We start from the raw sequence: 20,329 nt of genomic DNA on the forward strand, positions 1-20,329 counted from the left end.
CTAGCGAATTCACCACCCCGGTCCGCCACCGGTTATCGGGTGCGGCCGGTCGGGGCGATGATCACGCCCGGGAGCGTTCGCACTGCTCGCGCCGGTGGCGGTACCCGCAGGTAGTCTGGCCTCGCGCGGGTGGCGGCGAGGAAAGGCCCCCGGCGGTGCGGACGAGAGGAGCCAGACATGGGATCGCTGTGGCACGGATTCGCCGATATGGGCGCGGTCGAGCGGGACGGCGCCTTCGTGGTGGCGCGTGGCGAAGGGGCCTACATCTGGGATCAGGCCGGTACCCGCTACCTCGATGCCACTGCCGGGCTCTGGTTCACCAACGTCGGCCACGGTCGTCGCGAGATCGCCGATGCGGTGGCCGCGCAGCTGTCGACCCTGGCGCACTATTCCAATTTCGGCGATATCACCGCACCGGTGACGCAGGAGCTGGCCGAACGTCTCGGTGAGCTGGCTCCGGTGCCCGGCAGCAAGATCATGTTCACCTCCGGCGGCTCCGATTCGGTCGACACCGCCGCCAAATTGGCGCGCCGCTATTGGCACGAGACGGGCAGGCCCGAGAAGACCCTGATCGTCGGCCGTCGGCTCGCCTACCACGGAATGCATTACGCCGGAACGGCTCTGGGCGGTATCGCGCCGAACCGGGCCGGATACGGCGAGCTGGTTCCCGACGCCCGGACCGTCGAGTGGGATGACGCGAAGTCCCTCGCAGAGCTGATCGAGGAGGTCGGCGCGGACCGCATCGCCGCGTTCTTCTGTGAGCCGATCATCGGCGCGGGCGGGGTGTATCTGCCGCCGGAGGGCTATCTGGCCGAGGTGCGGCGCATCTGCCGGGAGAACGACATCTTGTTCGTCGCCGACGAGGTCGTCACCGGATTCGGCCGGATCGGCGGATCCTGGTTCGCCTCCACGCGTTTCGGGCTCGAGCCCGACCTGATGACCACGGCCAAGGGGCTGACCTCCGGCTACCTGCCGATGGGTGCGGTCTTCGCCGCACCTCGGGTGGCCGAGCCGTTCTACTCCGGCGACGTCTGGTTCCGGCACGGCTACACCTACGGCGGCCACGCCGGTGCGGCCGCCGCCGCCATGGCCAATCTGGACATTCTCGAGCGTGAGAATCTGATCGACGCCAGCAAGAATCTGGAATCGCTGCTGCACGAACACTTCTCGCCGTTGGCGGCGCACCCTCGCGTGGCCGAGGTGCGCAGCGGTCTGGGCGCGGTCGCCGCGGTGCAGATGGCCGATCCGGCCGACGGGCCCGCGATGGTGAAAGACCTTCGCGCGCAGGGGGTTTCCGGACGCGCGGCCGGTCAGGGCGCACTGCAGATCTCACCGAGTTTCGTCATCACCGAACAGCAGGTGGCGGAGCTGGCGGCAGCGTTCGGACGCGCCCTGGGCTGAGGCCCGCGCGGCAGCTACCACACCGGATGCCCCGATGAAAGGGTGCCGTTGACCCGTCACGGGATGCGAGCATGGAACGAGGCGTGCTCGCGTCGCGGGAAGGCGGTGGGGTGTGGGTGGTTTCGTGGCGCAATACCCGGTGCTGCGCTGGGGGATCGCGGCGGGCTTCGTCGTCGCGGCGGTGCTGGTCGCGGGCAGGCTTCCGGTGTTCGCACACGGCGTGGTCGGTGGCGCCTCGCGTCCGGCCGCCGATCACGAGTCCGATGCCGCACATCTGCTGATGTGCCTGGTGATGCTGGCGATGCTGGTCTTCCCGATGGTCGCCGCGCCGGACGCGCTGCGCGGTGTGCTCACCGCGATGACGGTGGTGTACGCGGCGGTCCTGGCCGGGCGGGTGTGGGCCTGGCGCAACGGTGACTGCGCGCCCGCGCGGGCCGCGACGATCGGTTATCACCTGACAGCGGCCACGGCGATGCTGTGGTCGATGTCGGGGCACGGCATGAGCATGGCCATGGATCGCCCGCCCGTCGGGTCGTCCGTCCCGATGCTGGTGTTCGCGGCGCTGTTCGTCCTGGACGCCGTCCTGATGTTCGTTCCGGGTCCGATATCGGCGCTGCGCCATGCGAGCGGACATGCGATGACCCCGGCCGCGGTGATTCCGCACGTGGTGATGGATCTGGGTACCGCGTACATGCTCGCCGCGGCTGCGCTGAACTGAATACTGCCCTTTCGGGCATCGCGCAAGGCATCATCGAACGCCGATGGCCGCGTACTCGACGAGTACGCGGCCATCGCGAGATGTGCTGCGGCGCTGAGACGCCCGCGGTATCAGACCTCGGCCGCGGTCAGTGCCTGGGTGGACTGCACCGCCTGCCCGACGCCCGCCACGATCGCGGCCGCGCGCAGCGCCTCGAAGATCACCTCACGGGAGACGCCCGCCTCGCGCAGGGTGTTCTCGTGCGCTTCCAGGCAGTGCTGGCAGCCGTTGATCGAGGAGACCGCGAAGGACCACAGCTCGAAATCGGCCTTGTCCACACCCGGATTGCCGATGATGTTCATCCGCAGTCCGGCGCGCAGATCGTCGTACCGGCCCTCCAGGAACGCCTTGCCTCGGTAGAACACGTTGTTCATGCCCATGATCGAGGCAGCGCCCAGAGCGGCGTTGTACGCCTCTGCGGACAGCGTGTCAGCGGCCTCGTCGGCGATCTCGCGCAGCGTCACCGCCGAGCGAGTGGCCGCCGCCGAGGCCAGCAGGGTGCCCCACAACTGCTGTTCGCTGAGTACGGTCGAGCGCGCGATGGACGACAGGTTGAGCTTGAGGTCCTTGGCGTACTCGGGGAGCGAGTTCTTCAGGTTCTCGACGGTCACAGCTGGTAACTCCTTCGGTTCTCGCGTCAGACGCTGGCGCTCATGAGCTCGCCGGCCGCGATGGTCGGGTCGCCCTTCTTCCAGTTGCACGCGCACAGCTCGTCGGACTGCAGTGCGTCGAGCACGCGCAGCACCTCGTCCACGTTGCGGCCTACCGAACCGGCGGTGACCGAGACGAACTGGACCTCGTTGTTCGGGTCGACGATGAACGTCGCGCGGTCGGCGACGCCGTCGGCGTTGAGAACGCCGGTGGCCGTGACCAGTTCGCGCTTGAGGTCCGAGAGGATCGGGAACGGGAGGGTCTTGAGATCCTCGTGCTGGGCACGCCACTGGAAGTGCACGAACTCGTTGTCGACCGAGGCGCCGAGCACCTGGGCGTCACGGTCGGCGAACTCCTCGTTCAGCTTGCCGAACGCGGCGATCTCGGTGGGGCACACGAACGTGAAGTCCTTGGGCCAGAAGAACACCACGCGCCACTTGCCGGCGTGGTCGTCGCTGCTGACCTGGGTGAAGTAGTCGTCGGGCTGCTTCGCGTCGACCTTGGACAGGTCACCGCCGATCACTGCGGTGAGGTTGTACGCGGGGAACTGGTCGCCGATGGTCAGCAGAGCCATGCTTTCTCCTTCGTCCTTCGTTGTCGGGATTGCCGTGCAGAAGTGTTCGCTGTGATCTTGCCCGCAGCGGGGCAAAAGGTAAACGTGATCAGTCGCACTATACTGATAGGCGTGACTGATCAGACTTATCAGCCCACCCTGTCACAGCTGCGTGCGTTCGTGGCGATCGCCGAGTATCGCCACTTCGGCACGGCGGCTGCGCGATTGAGCGTGAGCCAGCCCACGTTATCGCAGTCGCTCGCATCGCTGGAAAACGGCCTGAAACTGCAACTGATCGAACGCAGTACGCGCCGGGTTCTGGTGACCGCGGCGGGCAAACGCCTGCTGCCGCAAGCGATGGCGACGCTCGAGGCAGCCGATCGGTTCATCGCCTCCGCAGTCGGCGACGGACTCGGCGGCACGCTGCGGCTGGGCATCATTCCCACGGTTGCGCCGTATGTGCTGCCGGCCGTGCTGCCCGAACTGCGGCACCGATTCCCGGCGATGGTGCCGCACGTCATCGAGGATCAGACCGCGCGCCTGCTCGACGGGCTGCGCAGCGGCGTACTGGACGTGGCGCTGCTCGCACTGCCGTCCGACACCGGCGGGATGGTCGAAATCCCGCTCTACAGTGAGGAATTCGTCCTGGTGGTGCCCGAAGGGCACGAATTGTCCGGGCGCGGTGGACTCTCGCCCGCCGTGCTGGACGAACTGCCGCTGCTGCTCCTGGACGAGGGACACTGTCTGCGGGACCAGACCCTGGACCTGTGTCGCGCCCAGGACGTGCGCCCCGGGCCGGTCGGGGACACCCGTGCCGCTTCGCTGTCGACGGTCGTGCAGTGTGTCGCAGGCGGTTTGGGCGTCACACTCATCCCGGAGATGGCCGTCGCGGCCGAAACCGCCCGTGGCGCACTGCAGATCGCCCGATTCGCCGCCCCTGCCCCGGGGCGCACGCTCGGGCTGGTTTTCCGCGGATCGACCGCGCGCACCGAGGATTACGAACAGCTCGCCGAGGTGATTCGCACGCACCGACCGGTGTGATCATCTCCGACCGAACCGCCCGCCCGAGTGTCCTCGCGCACAAATCCGCGCCGATGCCTGGTGCCGAAGGCCGATACGATTGACCGGCAGGGGAGCGTCTGGGACGCTCTCGGCGTGCGGATTCATCATCTCAACTGCGGCAGCATGGCACTGGGTACCGTCGATCACTGTCTGCTGATCGAGACCGGGGCCGGACTGGTTCTGGTGGACACCGGATTCGGTCTCGGTTGTGTGCGCGATCCGGGCACGATGGTGGGCCCGAGTCGTTTCGTCCTCGGTCTCGAACTCGCCGAGCACGAGACGGCGTTCCGTCAGATCCAGGGGCTGGGGTACGACCCCGCCGATGTCCGCCACATCGTGCTCACCCACCTGGATTTCGATCACGCGGGTGGGCTCTCGGACTTCCCGGAGGCGACCGTACATGTGCACGGCCCGGAATTCCGGGCCGCGACCGCGCGTCGGACGTTCTCCGAGCGGACCCGGTATCGGGCGCAGCAGTGGGCGCACGGTCCGCGGTGGATGGTGAACGAAATCGACGGCGGCGAGGAATGGTTCGGCTTCCGCGCGGTACGCGATCTGCCCGGTGTGCCGCCGCAGATTCTGGTGGTGCCGTTGCACGGTCACACCCGCGGACACGTCGGCGTCGCGATCGATACGGGCCGGGGATGGTTGTTGCACGCGGGCGATGCGTTCGGCGTCGGCAGCGAAATCGATCCGGCACAACCACATACGCCGTTGTTGTGGCGGCTTTACGAGCTGGCCGCGGTGGCCGGAATGCCCTACCGCGACAACCGCCGTCGGCTGCTGGAATTGAACCGCGCACACGGCGCCGATATCACCATTTTCAGTGCTCACGACGGGGAAGCGTTCACCCGCCTGACGTCCTCGACGGTGCGGCCCACGCAATGGCGTGGTGGCGAATCTGGAGCGTGAGTCAGTTCACCACCCCCAATATCATGTTTCCGGCGCGTCGATGAGGCACCATGGGTACATGACACGTAATGCGCCCCAGCTCGATTCCGACGTGCCGGTCGCGCGCCCAGATCAAATCGCGCGAATTGTCGCGGCGTTGGCCGCGCTCGATACTCCGGCACCGCAAATAACTGGCGAACTCACCGGCGGTACTCGAATCCGCCTCGCGTACCGCGTTCTGCCCGACGGGCGGGTCGAACGCGGACTCGCGTGACGGAGGGCGGCGCGCGCGGCCCCGCCGGGCCGCGTGGCGATACCGCCGCGCCCGCGGGCCGATTGAGTTCGCTGGCGCCGCAGGCGGACACGTTGTTCGCCTATGGCACGTTGCAGTTCGGTCCGGTGCTCGAGGAACTGCTCGGGCGGGTGCCCGAGGCGGATCTCGGCGTGGCGCGCGACCGGCGGGTGGCGGCGTTACCGAAACGTGCCTATCCGGGCCTGGTCGCCGAACCGGGCCGCATAGCCTCCGGGTTGGTGCTGCAAGGGCTCACCCCGGCGGACTGGGAGATCATCGACGCGTTCGAGGACGAGCTGTACGAGCTGCGATCGGTCCGCGTGATGGGGTGGGAGGAACCGGTGCCGACCTTCGTGTGGACCGATGTCGTCGCCGAGCGCGACTGGCACCCCGAGGAATTCGCCGCCGACCACCTGCACGGCTACACCACCTTGTGCGCCCGGTGGCGCGCCGAATTCGGCCGCCGCACCCGGTGAGAGCGCAGTCACACTCGAGGTTGCACGCTGCATAATCGGTGCCCAGTCGCACTGTTGAAAACTGTGCAGGATGCTCAGTTTTCGATGCGAAGGTTGTTCATTCAGCGCTGCGGGGACAGTATGACGGCGTCGAATGCTCAATCTAGGCCGCGCCGGATCGGTGCCGGCCGGACGGGTGGAACTGATGACCGAGCTCGCCGATCGCGAACTGATCCCAGCACCGTACGACCTCGCCGACCGGTATCGAGTCGGTGCGGGAACCGTAGTCCTGACCGGAGTGCAGGCGATCGCGCGGCAGTTGGTGGAACAGCACGTCCGGGATCTGCGTGCGGGCAGACGGGTGGGCACCTTCGTCTCCGGATATCAGGGCTCGCCGCTGGGCGGGGTGGACCGGATGCTGGGCGAGATGCCCGATGTATTGGCCGAGCACGATATCCATTTCGTGCCGGGCGTGAACGAGGAACTCGCGGCCACCTCGGTCTGGGGCTCCCAGGCCGATCTGCCCGCGGGGAATTCCACGCACGACGGGGTCGTCGGCGTCTGGTACGGCAAGGGGCCCGGACTCGATCGCGCCACCGACGCGTTGCGACACGCCACGGTGTACGGCGTCAATTCCCGGGGTGGGGTATTGCTGCTGGTCGGTGACGATCCCGCGGCGAAGTCCTCCACGGTGCCCGCGGCTTCGGAACGGTCGCTGGCCGCGATGAACATTCCGGTGCTGTTCCCGCGCAACGCGGGTGAGATCGTCACGATGGGGCTGCACGGTGTGGCGTTGTCGCGGGCCTCGGGGTGTCCGGTGGCGCTGAAGATCGTCGCCGACGTGGCCGACGGCGCGTGGACGGTGCCCGCGACGATCGGCGAGATCGATATCGTCGTCCCCGAAATCTCCTGGGAGGGTGAGCCGTTCACCTACCGGCAGCGGCCGATGGGTGCGCCCGCGGACAGCCTGCTCGCCGAGGCCGATCTGCACGGTCCGCGCTGGGCGACCGTCCTGGCGTACAGCACGCTCAACGATCTAAACGTCATCGAGGTGAATCCCGAACGTGCCGAGATCGGTATCGCGGCAACCGGAACCGCGTACGACGCGATGCGTCAGGCCCTGGCCGATCTCGGCGTGGACGATGCGGCGCTGCAGCGTGCCGGGGTGCGGCTACTGCGCATCGGAATGCCGTATCCGCTTGCCCCCGAACGGGTCCGCGAGTTCGCTTCGGGACTGTCCCGGTTGATCGTGGTGGAGGACAAGACCGCCTTCGTCGAGACACAGATTCGCGAGATCCTGTACGGCTCAGCGGACGCCCCGCAGATTCTCGGCAAACGCGATGCCGCGGGCCTTCCGCTGTTCGCCTCCGACGGTGAACTCACCACCGGACGGATCCTGCCGCCGCTGCGCCGCGTGCTGGACGGTCACCTGGACTTGAAACGTCCACTGCCACAACCGCTGTCTCTGTCGGTTCTGCCCGCCAGGCGCGCCGCCTACTTCTGCAGCGGTTGTCCGCACAACCGGTCCACGGCGGTGCCGGAAGGTTCCCTGGCCGGGGGCGGAATCGGCTGTCACACCCTGGTGACCATGTCCGATCGCACGGACAGCAAGGTGGTCGGGCTCACTCAGATGGGCGGGGAGGGCGCGCAGTGGATCGGGCAGGCCCCGTTCACCGATGTGCCGCATCTGTTCCAGAACATCGGCGACGGAACGTATTTCCACTCCGGGCAGCTGGCCGTGCAGGCATGTATCGCCGCCGGGGTGAACATCACCTACAAGCTGCTCTACAACGATGTGGTCGCGATGACCGGAGCGCAGGATGCCGAAGGGGCACTGGCGGTTCCGCGGCTGACGCACAAACTCCTCGATGAGGGGGTGCGGCGGATCGTCGTGTGCGCCGACGAGCCGGACAAGTACCGTAAACGTGACCTCGCGCCGGGAACCCTACTGTGGCATCGGGATCGGCTGGACGAGGCACAGCGGATGCTGCGCGAGATCCCCGGCGTCACGGTGCTGATCTACGACCAGCATTGCGCCGCGGACGCCCGCCGCAAGCGCAAGCGCGGCGCCCTGCCGGTGCGGCGCACCCGAGTGGTGATCAACGAGGCGGTCTGTGAGGGCTGCGGCGACTGCGGCGTCCAGAGCAACTGCCTGTCGGTGCAGCCGGTGGACACCGAATTCGGCCGCAAGACCCGGATCGATCAGACCTCCTGCAATACCGATTACAGCTGTCTGAAGGGCGACTGCCCGTCCTTCGTCACGGTGGAGGCCCCCGAACCGGGCCGGGCGACGTCACGGAAGGCGCAGCGCCGCAAGCAGGTTCGACCCGAACCGCCGACGTCGCCCGAGGTGCGCGTCGAGTCGCCGAACGTCACACAGAATGTCCTGCTGGCCGGAATCGGCGGTACCGGCATCGTGACCGTCAACCAGGTCCTGGCCACCGCCGCCATGCGCGCCGGATACCAGGTCGCGGGCCTGGATCAGATCGGGTTGAGCCAGAAGGCCGGTCCTGTGGTGTCCCATATGCGTTTCGCGACGACCGCGCTCGAGCCGTCCAACCGGCTCACGCCCGGCTCGGCGGACTGCATTCTGGCTTTCGATCTGCTCGCCGCGGCCGATGCGAAGAATCTGGCCTACGGGTCGGCGGAGGAGACGATCTCGGTGGCTTCGACCAGCCGGACGCCGACCGGTGCGATGGTGTACGACGGCGCGGTCCGGTATCCGGAGACCGAGAATCTGCTCGGGCGGCTGTCCGGGGCATCACGCTCGGTGACCTCGTTCGACGCCCTGGCTGCCGCGCACACGCTGTTCGGCAATGCCACGGCGGCCAACTTCCTGCTGGTCGGCGCCGCATACCAGGTCGGCGGGCTGCGGCTGCCCGCTGCGGCGATCGAGGAGGCCATCGAGATCAACGGCGTCGCGGTCGCCGCCAATATCGCGGCGTTCCGGTGGGGCCGCGCGGCGGTGGCGCGCCCCGACGCATTCGCGGCCGCGACCACACCTCGGTCCGGTGGCCGTACCGCCCCGCAGGCTCCCGCCGAGCTGCTGGCCGGTCTGAGCGTGACCGGTGAGACCCGGCGTCTGGTCGAGCGGCGCGCGGGCGAGCTCATCGGTTTCGGGGGCGTACGCGTGGCCCGCGAGTACCTCGCACTCGTGCAACGGGTGTGGGAATCCGAGCGCGCGGCCACCGACCGCACCGAATTCAGCGAGCAGGTCGCGCGCGGGCTGTACAAGCTCACCGCCTACAAGGACGAGTACGAGGTCGCTCGTCGACTCACCGACCCGGGCTTCCTCGACGAGGTCGCCGCCGCCGTCCCCGATGGCGCGAACCTGACCTATCGGCTGCATCCGCCCATCCTGCGCGCCCTGGGCCGCACCGAGAAGATCGGCCTGGGCCCCCGCAGCCATGCGGCCCTGCGCCTGCTGGCCAAGGCGAAGCGCCTGCGCGGCACCGCATTCGACCCCTTCGGGTACGCGCATGTCCGCCGCGTCGAACGCGCCCTGCTCGCGCACTACACGGAGATGATCGACACGCTGGCACGAACCCTGTCCCGCGACTACGACCGCGCCGTCGAGGCCGCGGCCCTGCCGGATGTGATCCGCGGCTACGAGCAGATCAAGCTCGCGAACGTCGAGACCTACCGTGATCGCCTGCGGGAGTTGGGCATCGAGCCGCCCGCCCTGCCGTGAGCGGTTGGTCGTTCCGTCGCGATCGTTGTCCGTGTCGGCGCGGACAGGGCGGGATAGAGTGTGCGGGAACCGCGTACGCGGTGAACGAGGGAGGGCGCCGATGTCGGCAGTGGTGTTCATCGTCGCGACGCGTCGCGGCGACGCGGAGGAACTGGACCAGCTAGCGGGTGAACTGGCCGAGGATCTGCGCGAGATCGGCGGGCTGGCCGTCGGCGCGGTCACCGGGTCGGGGGAGTCGGGGACGAAATCCGATGTGGCGTTGCAGATCGGGCAGTTGGCGGTGTCGAGCGGAGCGCTCGGCACCGTCGCGTGGATGATTCGGGACGTGGTCATCCGATTCCTGGATCGCACCCGCGCGGATTCGATCACGATTCGCAACGGAAAGCTCGAGGTGGTGGTCGAACGCCCCTCCGACAAGCAGGTCGACGGTCTGATCGAGCGATTGCGCGACGTTCTGCGCGATGACTAGCCCGACCGGTCGCAGACTGGCCCTGTTCGTCGCCAACGACACGTTCCACTCGCCGGGCATTCCCAGGCTGCATGCGCCGGTGTCGGATGCGACCCAGCTGCGCGAGTTGTTGCGCGATCCGGAGATCGGCGCCTTCGCCCCGGCGGAGATACTGGTCAACGAGTCGAAAGCCGAGATCGAGCGCGGCATCGAGCGACTGTTCCGCGGTGCGGGGCCCGAGGACGTCGTACTGTTCTACTTCTCCGGCCACGGCATCCGCACGCGCCACAACCTCTATCTGGCGACCAGCAATACCGATACCCAGCTGATCAGCAGTTCGGCGGTATCGGCGTCGTTCATCAAGGAGCTCATCCGGGAGTCCGCGGCCGCGGCGAAGATCATCCTGCTGGACTGCTGTTACAGCGGGGCGTTCCTGGGCGGCGATGTGATCAAGGCCCAGCCCACGGTCGACGACGTCGGGCACGAACTGGCCGCGGGGGAGGGCATCTGCGTGCTGACCGCGGCCACGGCCGTGCAGGTCGCCGGGGACGGCGGCGCGGAGCGGTCGGCGCCGCTGTCCGTGTTCACCTCCGCGGTCGTCAAGGGAATCGCGACCGGTCTGGCCGACAACGGCACCGGCGTGGTCAACACGCACAGCTTGTGGAGCTACGTCAGCGCGGAGGTGCGCGGCCGGACCAGCCGGCAGACGCCCAGTCATTACGGAGTGCTGCAGGAGGAGGTGCACATCGCCCGGACCCGCCGCAGACTCCCCGCTGTGGTGGACGGCGGTGACCGGGTCGCGCTGGGCAGTCTGCTGGGGCGGCTCGAACACACGCCCGACTACGGCCTGCGCGCGGAGAACTGGTGGGGTACGGGGAGGTTGACGGTTCCGGTCGGGCAGCAGCGTCAGCCGGACGGCGGCGCCGGGGAGACCGTCTGGCTCGATTTCTCCGGCGCCGATCGCAACCTGCTGATCGTCGGACGGGCCGGCAGCGGCAAGAGCACGCTGCTGCGCACACTCGTCGGATCGCTCGCGCTGACCCACACTCCCGACGAGGTCCGGATCATGGCGCTCGAGTCGAGCAATCGGGTGGGATCGCTGCGCGCGCTGCCGCATGTCGCCCGGGTGGTGGGCGATGACGAACCGGACAAGGTGGCCTTGCTGCTCCAGGAGATCGTCGCGGAGATCCGCGCACGCAAGATTCTGTATCGGGAGCAGTCGATCGATTCGCCCACGAGCCTGCGTTCGGTCCGCGCGGCACTGCGATACGGTCCGGTGCCGGATCTGTTCCTGCTGCTGGATCCTTGGGACGAGTTCGCGGGCCTGCTGCCGGATATCGGCCCGACCCTCAAGCAGATCGCCGGTACCGGCCCCGAGTACGCGGTCCACGTCGTCGCCACCGTTCGGGACTGGCGCGACGTCCCGGAGTGGTTGGCGGATCTGATCTCCTCACATATCGAACTGCGGTTGCATCGCCCGGAGGAATCCCACGTGGATCGCGATCGTGCGATGCGCCTGCCGGACGGTCCGGGATGGGCGCTGGCGGCCCGGCGGCCTTTCCGGATCGCGCTCCCCGACATCCGGGACCTGCCCGACGAGGCGGTCGTGTTGCCCGAGATGACCGATGGCGCAGCGGATCTGGTCACCCGGGTCGCCCTCGCGCACCGGGGCGAGGGGGTCGTACCCGTGCCCGGCGCGGGTTTGGACGGCGACAATGATTTCGCGGCGCTGTACCGGATCGCCGATCCCGCCGATCCGGAACTCGACCACCGGTGGCAGCCGAAGTACGGAGCTGACCGGCTCAGGATCCCCGTCGGGATCGACAGCGCCGGCCAGCCGGTGATGCTGGATTTCAAGCAGGCCGCCGAAGAGGGGATGGGCCCGCACGGATTGCTCATCGGCGCAACCGGTTCGGGGAAGTCGGAGTTGCTGCGGACGATCGTCCTGGGGCTCGCGCTGGAACACTCTCCCGAGCAGGTGAACTTCCTGCTGATCGAATACAAGGGCGGCGGAACGTTCAGTGGTTTTTCCGGGCTGCCACACCGCGGCGGATACGTCGGCGACCTGTCCGCGGATCTGTCGCTCGTGCAGCGACTGGAGGATGCTCTCACCGGCGAGCTCGACCGGCGCCGAGAACTGTTCCGCGCCACCGGAAACTACGCCACCATCCAGCAGTACGAACAGGCACGCGCGGCGGGGGCGCCGCTGAGTCCGGTACCCGAGCTGTTCGTGATCATCGACGAGTTCAGCGAGTTGCTTTCCCAGGCACCGGATTTCATCAGCGTGCTGACGACGATCGGTCGCGTGGGTCGTTCGGTCGGCATCCATCTGTTGCTCGCGAGTCAGCGGCTGGACGAGGTATCGCTGCGCGGCCTCGACGCTCACCTGTCCTACCGCATTGCTCTGAAGACCTACTCGCTCAACGAATCGCGGGTCGTGCTGGACGCACCGCTCGCCTATCACCTGCCCAGCATCCCGGGGAGCGGATATCTGAAGGCGCATCCGTCGGCCGAACTGGTTCGATTCGTCGGCGCCTACAGTTCCCGGGCCGAGCCGGCCGATCACACGGGCGGTGTGATCGAGATGGCCGACCTTCCGCTGCACATGTCGCTGGTGCACGCCATGGCCGGTGTCGGGAGGCGACCGGCTCACCAGATTTGGCTGCCTCCGCTGGACGTGTCGCCGGCCGTCGGCGACCTGGTGCCGCCGCTACCGGCGCCGCTGCCCGTCGCACTGCAACGGATGCCCGGCCTGCGTCCGGCCGCCATCGGGATCGTCGACACCCCGCGGCTGCACACTCGGACGCTGCTGCACCTGGACCTGAACGGCGCCCAGGGAAATGTGGCCGTCGTCGGTGGTCCCCAGTGTGGCAAAACGAATACGCTGCGCACTCTGATCATGGCCTTGGCGATCGCACACACCCCTGATCAGGTGCAGTTCTACTGCCTGGACTTCGGCGGCGGTGAGCTGGCCGCGTTGTCCGGGCTGCCGCACGTCGGCTCGGTGGCGAGCCGTCACGACGCGGATCGGGTGCGGCGCACCGTCGCCGAGCTGACGGCATTGATTCAGCGCCGGGAGGAACTCTTCGCGCAGCTCGGCATCTCGATGAACGAATTCCGGAGGCGCAAGGCGCAACTGGTGGATGCCGGCCCGGAACAGCGGGCTGCCGACCCGCTCGGTGGTGATCGGTTCGGTGACGCGTTCCTGGTGATCGATGGGTACGAGGCCGTCCGTCAGGACTACGAGGCGATCGAGCCGGGCATCACCGAGATCGCCGCTCGGGGATTGGCCTTCGGCGTGCATATCGTGCTGGCGGCAAGCCGCTGGACGACCTTCCGGCCCGCGCTGAAGGATCAGTTGGGCTGCTGTGTCGAACTCCGGCTCGGTGAGCCCGCCGATTCGATCCTGGGACGTCGCCAGGCGCTCGCGGTGCCGGCGGGTTCGCCCGGCCGAGGATTGACGCCGGACGGGTTGCACATGCTCATCGCTCTACCGCGCCTCGACACCGGTGCCGACCCGGCGGGATTGGCCGAGGGCATTGCCGCGGCGATCCGTGAGATCGGCGCTCGGTCGGGAGATCTGCGTGCCCCCGAGGTGCGCATGCTGCCCGTGTGGGTGACTCGCGAGGAGATGTTGCTCCGGGCCGGCGACAGGGTTCGGCGGGGCGATCCTGGCAAGGCGTGCCTGAGTTTCCCGATCGGTCTCGACGAGTCCGATCTGGCCCCGGTTCTCGTCGATTTCTCCGCGTCCCCGCACATGCTCGTCTTCGGCGATGTCGAATCGGGCAAGACGAATCTGCTGCGACTGCTCGTGCGAGGAATCTGCGGGTCGAACACCCCTGATCAGGCGAAGATCGTGCTGGTGGATCTGAGGCGGACCATGCTCGGAGAGGTGCAGTCGGAACATCTGTCCGGCTATGTGACGAGCGCACCGAACCTCGCCAAGATGCTGAACGAGCTGGTCTCGTTGCTCGGCAAGCGGTTCCCCGGAGAGAATGTGACACCGCAACAACTGCGTGACCGTTCCTGGTGGACCGGACCGGAGGTGTATGTGGTCATCGATGACTACGACCTGGTCGTCACCACCTCGGAGAATCCGGTGGCAGCGGTCCGAGAGCTGCTGCCGCACGGACGCGATATCGGCTTCCATCTGATCATCGCCCGGCGCAGCGGGGGAGCGGGCCGAGCCCTGTACGAACCGGTGCTCGCCTCGCTGCGGGACCTCGGCTCGACCGGCCTGATCATGAGTGGGAGCCGCGACGAAGGTGCGCTGCTCGCGTCGATCAAACCCACGCCCATGCCTCCTGGACGCGGCATGCTCATCGACCGCAGGCGTGTGGAACTCGTCCAGACCGCCTGGACACCACCATCCGAATAACGGGATGTGGCGGAACGGCTCTCAGAATCCTCGCCGCTCACGTGGTGCGAGCAGGCACAGCAGGGCGACGACCAATCCGCCACCCACCGCGTACAACCCCCAGGTACCGCTGAACAGGGTGTGGTAGTCGTTGCGGATCCGGCTGTCGAACGAGCTGTCCAGACGCCAGGCCAGCACACCGAGGGAGGCCAGGCCGACCAGGACACCCAGCCAGCCCAGCAGACGTGAGCCGAACAGGGTGGCCAGCAGGAGCACCGCGGCGACCGCCAGCAGAACCACCGCGAGCGAGGTCTGCAGGCTGACCGACTGGGCCTGGATCTGCTCGAGGCTGCGACCGGCGGGGAACCCGTCGCGTAGTTCGGTGAGTGGCACATGCCGGGCCTCGACCGTGCCGATGAGCGGCCCGAAGGTTCCCACCGCCACCGCGACAGCACAAACCAGCAGCAGGAGATGGACGAAAGTGCGCATACTCCAGGGTATTGCGAACCGGGTGATTTCGCCGCCAACTCGAGCAGGTCGACTCGGCGAGCAGCACGTGAACAGATGACGGATACGCCTGCTGCCCGACCGACAGCGCGTGCGGTGATCCCGTGAAATCCGACGCGCCCCGCCGGATGATCCGGCGGGGCGCGGCTCGTATTCGGTTGTGCGACAGTCTCAGCCGACGCCCACCGGCGACCGCAGCGCATGCGGTTCGATCGCGCCGCGAATCAATGCGCGCGCGTCGACCGTCTCGGCGCGGTACGGCAGTCGCGGCAGGGTCTCGGTCATCTTCGCCACCGGATCATCGATCATCTTCGGCGTGCCGAACAGGAAGGTCCACTCGTGCTCGTCGCTGACGTACGGCACGACCGTGGGGAACAGGTCGTGGAACCGGGCCCAGGAACGCTCGAGCGTCTCGTTGCGCCACATGGTCTGACAACCCGCCTGGACGGCCAGTACACCCCCCTCGGACAGCAGCGCGCGACATCGCTGGAGGAACTCGTCCTCGTACAACCGGTTGTGCTGTGCTTCCTCGACCCGCTCGTCGGGCAGATCGATGCAGATCAGGTCGTATCGCACACCCGCCGCCTCGGCCTCGGCCAGGAAGTCCCAGCCATCGGCGAAGTGCATCTTGATCGGGCCCGACCGCGCGACCGCCTCGGCCAGATCCGCCGGAGAATATCCGTACGGGAGGTGCTCGGCGCACAACTCCACCTCTTGCCGGTCGATATCGACGTGATCCACGATCGACGCGCCCGCGGCCACCGACATCTGCGAGGCGACGCCCTCGCCGGAACCGACGATCAGCACCCGATCCAGCTTCTCGGCCAGCGCGTACCCCGGGACCAGCATGGCCTCGTGATAGGTCAGCTGGGAGAACTCGGTGGATTGGCGGTCGTCGTCGGAGAACAGGCTCACGCCCTGCTCGGTGCGCGCGATCACCATGTGCTGGAACGGAGTTCGGGTGTCGACGATCACGTCGTGCAGATTCCACACCCGGGTCGTGCCGGGGCCGACCGGCTCATGGATACGCCGACCGCCGCGCCCGCGCCGGATCACCTCGGTGTGCACCGATGCGGGGGAAAGTTCCTGTTGCAGCAACTCCACCGCCGCGGTCGCGCCCGCCCCGATACTTCCGCAGGTGAACACGTCGACGAAGATGTCGCCGGATTCCGGATAGGTGTGAATGGACGCATGGGATTCGGACAGCAGCGCCAGCACCGTGACCCCCTGCGGGTCGAACTTCTTGTGCACCACTTCGCAGATGGTCACCCCCGCGGCGACCAACGATTTTCGAAGGGCTGCCTCGAGGCGTTCGAGATCGTCACAAAGGGCCGTGTCGACACCACCGAACTCGGCCAGCACATGCCAGCCGGTGAATTCTGCCGTCATTGCTGAACTCACTCTCGCTCAGCGCCCATGACATGAACAGTCAAAGGCGGAAAACCGTTGAAGGACACCGACGAATAGCTCGCCGTATATGCGCCGGCATCGAGGATCCGAACGGGATCGCCGGCTCGCAGCGTGGTCGGGAGAAGGACCCGCGTGCGTTGATAGAGTACGTCGTCCCCGTCGCAGGTCGGACCGGCAATCACCGCCTCGTCCGCTGCGTCTCCGTCTCGTGAGGTCACGATCCGGTAGGCGATGTACTCGTTCTCGGTCTCGGCCATTCCGTTGTAGCGGCCGATGTCGAGGTATACCCAGCGCCGCCCGTCCGGCGCGATGCGCACGTTGACGACCTCGGCGTGGATCACTCCGGCGCTGCCCACCAGGGCGCGGCCGGGCTCCACGACGACGTCGGTGTGCTCGGGAAGGTGGCGCGCGGCCGTCTCGGCGATCACCGCACCCAGCTCGGACAGCTCCGGCGCCGGATCGGCGTACGAAATCGGCAGTCCGCCACCGATGTTGACCGATCGCACCGGAATGTCCTTGACCGCCAACGCTTCCGTGATCGCGGCGGCCTGTTCGATGCCGATCCGCCAGGCGGACGGATCGAGCTGCTGCGAGCCGACGTGGAAGTAGGGGCCCACCGGCACGAGCCCGAGATCGCGGGCGCGTACCAGCAGTCGCACCGCTTCACCCGGTGCGCAGCCGAATTTCGTGCCGAACGGCGTGCGTGACTGCGGCGTCGAGGCCAGGAATCGGCACTCCACCTCCGCGCCCGGCGCGTACTCGCTGATCCGGGTCAGATCGTCCTCGGTGTCGAAGGCGTAGCGGCGCACGCCCGCGGCATAGGCCGCCGCGATATGGGCGGCCTTCTTGATCGGGTTGCCGTAGTTCAGCACCGCGGGATCCACGCCGAGCTCGAGGCACTGCTCGATCTCACCGATACTGGCGACATCGAACTCCGCGCCTTCGGCGGCGAGCAGCCGGATGATCTCCGGCATGGGAGATGCCTTGACCGCGAACCGAATTCGCGTCGGATGACGGTCCCCCAGGCCGCTCAGCGCGGATCGCAGCGCGCGGAAATTGTCGCGTACGCGGGAGAGGTCGATGACGAGGCAGGGCGACTCGGGCACGTGTGGACCGAACAATCTGAGGGAACTCTCTTTCTTCCGGGCAGCCTCCCACGGCGGACAGCGAGCGAGAGCGTATCAGCGGGAGGCGGTAGAAAACGAACTGGAGCGAGGACGCCTCGATCACCTGCGCGCGGGCGCGGCGGCGGGCTGTGCGGTACTCATCCCGCACTCACCGTGACCTCGTCGAACACCACCTCGCCGGCGGCATCGGAGGCGGGCAGATCGACCACGGCATCGATCGACCAGCCGTGGTCGCCGGCCGGGTCGGCGAGCACTTGGCGCACCCGCCACAGATCCGGCCGCTGTTCGATCTGGAACAGCCGCGGCCCGCGGGCTTCCGGACCGGTGCCGATCTCGTCGTACTCGGCGAAATAGGGGTCCAGCTCGGCTTCCCAGTCCGGGCCGTCGTCCAGGTCGTCCAGTGCCGCCCAACGGCCCAGGGCCGCGAGTTCCACGCGGCGGAACATGGCGTTGCGCACCAGAACCCGGAAGGCGCGCTCGTTCGCGGAGATCGGCCGGACCGTCTCCGAACCGAACGCCAGCTGCTCGGAATCGTTCTCCGCACCCGGGTTGGTGAGCTGCTCCCACTCGTCCAGCAGACTCGAATCGACCTGGCGCACAAGCTCACCCAGCCATTCGGTGAGATCCTCGAGCTCCTCGGTACGGGCGGATTCGGGTACCGTGCGGCGCAGCGCGCGATAGGCGTCGGCCAGATAGCGCAGTACCACGCCCTCGGAGCGAGCCAGCTCGTAGTTGCTCACCAGTTCGGCGAAAGTCAGTGAGCGCTCGATCATTTCGCGCACCACGGACTTGGGTGAGGGGGTGAACTCCGATACCCACGGATGGCCGCCGCGGTAGGTCTTGAAGGCGGGCTCGATCAGGTCGGCCAGCGGTTTGGGCCAGGTGACCTCTTCGAGCAGTTCCATCCGTTCGTCGTATTCGATGCCGTCGGCCTTCATCTCCGCGATGGCCTCGCCGCGCGCCTTGTGTTGCTGGGCCATCAGCAGCTGGCGCGGATCCTCGAGTGTCGACTCGATGATCGAGACCACGTCGAGGGTGTAGGTGGGCGAGGCGTCGTCCAGCAGATCCAGTGCGGCCAGGGCGAACGGCGAGAGCGGCTGATCGAGGGCGAAATCACGCTGCAGATCGACGGTCAGGCGTGCGCGCCGGCCGAGGGCATCGGGTTCGTCGAGTTGCTGCACGACTCCAGCATCGCGCAGGGCGCGGTACAGGCGAATGGCCTTGACGATATGTTTGCGCTGCGCCGGGCGGGGCTCGTGATTGTCCTCGAGCAGATGCCGCATCGCGTCGAAGCAGTTGCCGGGCCGGGCGATGACGTTGAGCAGCATCGCATTGGTGACCTGGAACCGCGACACCATCGGTTCGGGCTGGGCGGCGACCAATCGATCGAAGGTCTCCTCCGACCAGGACACGAAGCCCTCCGGCGGTTTGCGCAGCTGTACCCGGCGCTGTTTCTTGGGATCGTCGCCGGCCTTGGCGCGCAGACGCGCGTTCTCCACCTCGTGCTCGGGGGCCTGCACCACGACCGTGCCCATGGTGTCGTATCCGGCGCGGCCGGCGCGTCCGGCGATCTGATGGAACTCGCGGGATTTGAGCCGGCGCGTGCGCACCCCGTCGAATTTGGTCAGGCCGGTCAGCAGGACGGTGCGGATCGGCACGTTGATGCCGACGCCGAGAGTGTCGGTGCCGCACACCACTTTCAGCAGACCCTCCTGGGCCAGCCGCTCCACCAGGCGCCGATATTTCGGCAGCATTCCGGCGTGATGTACGCCGATCCCGTGCCGGATCAGCCGCGAGAGGGTTTTACCGAACCCGGTGGCGAACCGGAATCCGCCCAGCGCCTCGGCGATCGCCTCCTTCTCCGCCTTCGAGGCGAAGTTGACGCTGGTGAGCGCCTGGGCGCGTTCCAGAGCGGCGGCCTGGGTGAAGTGCACGACGTACACCGGCGCCTGACTCGTGGTGACCAGATCCTCCAGAGTTTCGGTGATCGGCGTGCGCACATACGAGAACATCAGGGGCACAGGGCGTTCCGTGCCGCTGACGATCGCGGTCGGGCGTCCGGTGCGGCGGTGCAGATCGTTCGCGAAGAAGTCGACCTCGCCCAGAGTGGCCGACATGAGCAGGAATTGAGCCCGCGGCAGTTCGAGTAGCGGCACCTGCCACGCCCAGCCGCGATCCGGATCGGCGTAGAAATGGAACTCGTCCATCACCACCTGGCCGACGTCGGCATTCGCACCCTCGCGCAGGGCCAGATTCGCCAAGATCTCCGCGGTCGCGCAGATGATCGGCGCATCCGGATTCACCGCGGCGTCACCGGTGACCATGCCGACCCGATCCGCGCCGAACACCTCGCACAGGGCGAAGAATTTCTCGCTGACCAGTGCCTTGATCGGCGCGGTGTAGTAGCTGCGCTGCCCGGTGTTCAACGCCGCGAAGTGCGCGCCGATGGCAACCATGGATTTACCGGAGCCGGTCGGGGTCGACAGGATCACGTTGGCCCCGGTCATCAACTCCAGCAGCGCCTCCTCCTGCGCCGGATACAGCGTCAGGCCCTGGTCGGAGGCCCAGCCGGAGAACGACTCGAACAGCCAATCGGGATCCACGTCGGGCACGGCACGGTCGGGGATCAGTTCGGACAGCTGCACTGTGCCCATTCTGCCTCCGCCCGCGTCCGCCACGCGCACGGCCCCCGAGGCGTGCCGTCGGGCCAGGACGCGGCGGTTATCC

At 67.6% G+C, this 20,329-nt stretch carries 14 protein-coding genes; 8 read left to right on the plus strand and 6 right to left on the minus strand.

Annotated features, from left to right (window positions below):
* Positions 1 to 177 precede the first annotated feature (177 nt).
* Both K7711_RS35675 and K7711_RS35680 read left to right on the plus strand, forming a co-directional pair.
* Positions 178 to 1,401, plus strand: a complete 1,224-nt coding sequence (locus K7711_RS35675; protein WP_222975270.1) for an aminotransferase family protein — start codon at positions 178 to 180, stop codon at positions 1,399 to 1,401.
* A gap of 112 nt (positions 1,402 to 1,513) precedes the next feature.
* On the plus strand, positions 1,514 to 2,119 hold the full coding sequence (locus tag K7711_RS35680) for a DUF5134 domain-containing protein (RefSeq protein WP_222975272.1): 606 nt from the start codon (positions 1,514 to 1,516) through the stop codon (positions 2,117 to 2,119).
* Positions 2,120 to 2,229: 110 nt separating this feature from the next.
* On the opposite strand, the gene K7711_RS35685 is transcribed toward K7711_RS35680, so the two are convergent.
* Both K7711_RS35685 and K7711_RS35690 read right to left on the minus strand, forming a co-directional pair.
* Positions 2,230 to 2,769, minus strand: coding sequence for an alkyl hydroperoxide reductase (locus K7711_RS35685; protein ID WP_222975274.1), 540 nt, complete (start codon positions 2,767 to 2,769; stop codon positions 2,230 to 2,232).
* Between the two features lie 26 nt (positions 2,770 to 2,795).
* A complete protein-coding gene (locus K7711_RS35690) occupies positions 2,796 to 3,383 on the minus strand; it encodes a peroxiredoxin (RefSeq protein WP_040823786.1) in 588 nt (195 codons plus the stop codon).
* Positions 3,384 to 3,494: 111 nt separating this feature from the next.
* Here K7711_RS35690 and K7711_RS35695 point away from each other — a divergent pair, with 111 nt between their 5' ends.
* The 6 genes from K7711_RS35695 to eccCb all read left to right on the plus strand — a co-directional run bounded on the left by K7711_RS35695 (position 3,495) and on the right by eccCb (position 14,579).
* On the plus strand, positions 3,495 to 4,403 hold the full coding sequence (locus K7711_RS35695; protein ID WP_222975276.1) for a hydrogen peroxide-inducible genes activator: 909 nt from the start codon (positions 3,495 to 3,497) through the stop codon (positions 4,401 to 4,403).
* A gap of 144 nt (positions 4,404 to 4,547) precedes the next feature.
* Positions 4,548 to 5,336 carry an MBL fold metallo-hydrolase gene (locus K7711_RS35700; RefSeq protein ID WP_235748295.1) on the plus strand — a complete coding sequence of 263 codons (789 nt, stop codon included), beginning with the start codon at positions 4,548 to 4,550 and terminating at the stop codon, positions 5,334 to 5,336.
* Between the two features lie 249 nt (positions 5,337 to 5,585).
* Positions 5,586 to 6,083, plus strand: coding sequence for a gamma-glutamylcyclotransferase family protein (locus K7711_RS35705; protein WP_222975278.1), 498 nt, complete (start codon positions 5,586 to 5,588; stop codon positions 6,081 to 6,083).
* Between the two features lie 184 nt (positions 6,084 to 6,267).
* Positions 6,268 to 9,753, plus strand: a complete 3,486-nt coding sequence (locus K7711_RS35710) for an indolepyruvate ferredoxin oxidoreductase family protein (protein WP_222975280.1) — start codon at positions 6,268 to 6,270, stop codon at positions 9,751 to 9,753.
* Between the two features lie 100 nt (positions 9,754 to 9,853).
* Complete coding sequence (locus tag K7711_RS35715) at positions 9,854 to 10,222, plus strand: hypothetical protein (protein ID WP_222975282.1); 369 nt, start codon at positions 9,854 to 9,856, stop codon at positions 10,220 to 10,222.
* Positions 10,215 to 14,579, plus strand: a complete 4,365-nt coding sequence (gene eccCb, locus K7711_RS35720) for a type VII secretion protein EccCb (protein WP_222975284.1) — start codon at positions 10,215 to 10,217, stop codon at positions 14,577 to 14,579. The genes K7711_RS35715 and eccCb overlap by 8 nt, the downstream gene beginning before the upstream one ends.
* 21 nt (positions 14,580 to 14,600) lie before the next feature.
* Here eccCb and K7711_RS35725 read toward each other — a convergent pair whose 3' ends face one another.
* From K7711_RS35725 to K7711_RS35740, 4 genes are all read right to left on the minus strand, one after another.
* A complete protein-coding gene (locus tag K7711_RS35725; RefSeq protein WP_222975286.1) occupies positions 14,601 to 15,047 on the minus strand; it encodes a hypothetical protein in 447 nt (148 codons plus the stop codon).
* Between the two features lie 189 nt (positions 15,048 to 15,236).
* Entirely contained in the window at positions 15,237 to 16,454 is a 1,218-nt protein-coding gene (gene speD / locus K7711_RS35730) for an adenosylmethionine decarboxylase (protein ID WP_222975288.1), read from the minus strand.
* An 8-nt stretch (positions 16,455 to 16,462) separates the two neighbouring features.
* Positions 16,463 to 17,581 carry a type III PLP-dependent enzyme gene (locus K7711_RS35735; protein WP_222975290.1) on the minus strand — a complete coding sequence of 373 codons (1,119 nt, stop codon included), beginning with the start codon at positions 17,579 to 17,581 and terminating at the stop codon, positions 16,463 to 16,465.
* A 158-nt stretch (positions 17,582 to 17,739) separates the two neighbouring features.
* Positions 17,740 to 20,247: a DEAD/DEAH box helicase gene (locus tag K7711_RS35740; protein ID WP_222975545.1), complete on the minus strand. Its 2,508-nt coding sequence runs from the start codon at positions 20,245 to 20,247 to the stop codon at positions 17,740 to 17,742.
* Positions 20,248 to 20,329: the final 82 nt, after the last annotated feature.

The sequence above is a fragment of the Nocardia coffeae genome, assembly GCF_019890715.1.
Lineage (GTDB): Bacteria > Actinomycetota > Actinomycetes > Mycobacteriales > Mycobacteriaceae > Nocardia > Nocardia jiangxiensis.

Excerpts from the sequence above, each read along its gene's own strand:
- K7711_RS35725 (WP_222975286.1), bottom strand. The coding sequence starts at position 15,047 with ATGCGCACTTTCGTCCATCTCCTGCTGCTGGTTTGTGCTGTCGCGGTG.
- K7711_RS35715 (WP_222975282.1), top strand. The coding sequence starts at position 9,854 with ATGTCGGCAGTGGTGTTCATCGTCGCGACGCGTCGCGGCGACGCGGAG.
- K7711_RS35710 (WP_222975280.1), top strand. The coding sequence starts at position 6,268 with ATGACCGAGCTCGCCGATCGCGAACTGATCCCAGCACCGTACGACCTC.
- K7711_RS35700 (WP_235748295.1), top strand. The coding sequence starts at position 4,548 with ATGGCACTGGGTACCGTCGATCACTGTCTGCTGATCGAGACCGGGGCC.
- K7711_RS35675 (WP_222975270.1), top strand. The coding sequence starts at position 178 with ATGGGATCGCTGTGGCACGGATTCGCCGATATGGGCGCGGTCGAGCGG.
- eccCb (WP_222975284.1), top strand. The coding sequence starts at position 10,215 with ATGACTAGCCCGACCGGTCGCAGACTGGCCCTGTTCGTCGCCAACGAC.
- speD (WP_222975288.1), bottom strand. The coding sequence starts at position 16,454 with ATGACGGCAGAATTCACCGGCTGGCATGTGCTGGCCGAGTTCGGTGGT.
- K7711_RS35690 (WP_040823786.1), bottom strand. The coding sequence starts at position 3,383 with ATGGCTCTGCTGACCATCGGCGACCAGTTCCCCGCGTACAACCTCACC.